1 protein-coding gene is annotated in these 361 nt (G+C 69.8%); it reads right to left on the reverse strand.

The window, feature by feature from the left end:
• Window positions 1-347, reverse strand: a 347-nt coding sequence (locus AC1DYG_RS20895) for a Zn-ribbon domain-containing OB-fold protein (protein WP_477641736.1), incomplete at its 3' end; no start/stop codon positions are given.
• Between the last annotated feature and the right edge of the window lie 14 nt (window positions 348-361).

Here is a 361-nt window from a genome sequence, read left to right on the forward strand (position 1 = left end):
ATGGAGACCCACTTGATCCCGCCGAGGAGCGAGCCGAGCAGCCCTTCCCACAGGAGGGCGAAGAGCAGCCCGATCACCACGGCGTGCCGCGTGAAGGCGGCCAGCGCGAGGGGGGCAGACGCGACGGACTCGAACACCTCAGTCCAGCTGAGCAGTGCGCCCTTGCCGGTGACCGGCTCGTAGGTGAAGTCGTCACGCCAGCAGTGCCGGCAGTGTGACGCCGGCGGGAACGACCATCGGAGACAGTGCGCGCACCGCTGCACGGACAGCCGCCCGCTCTCCCCCGACGTCCAGTGCGCCGCGGTGAGTTCCGTGAGCTCCGGCAGGGCCCGACGGCCGTGCATCATCCCCTCACGTTAGA

The organism is Pedococcus sp. P1_H8 (genome assembly GCF_056405175.1).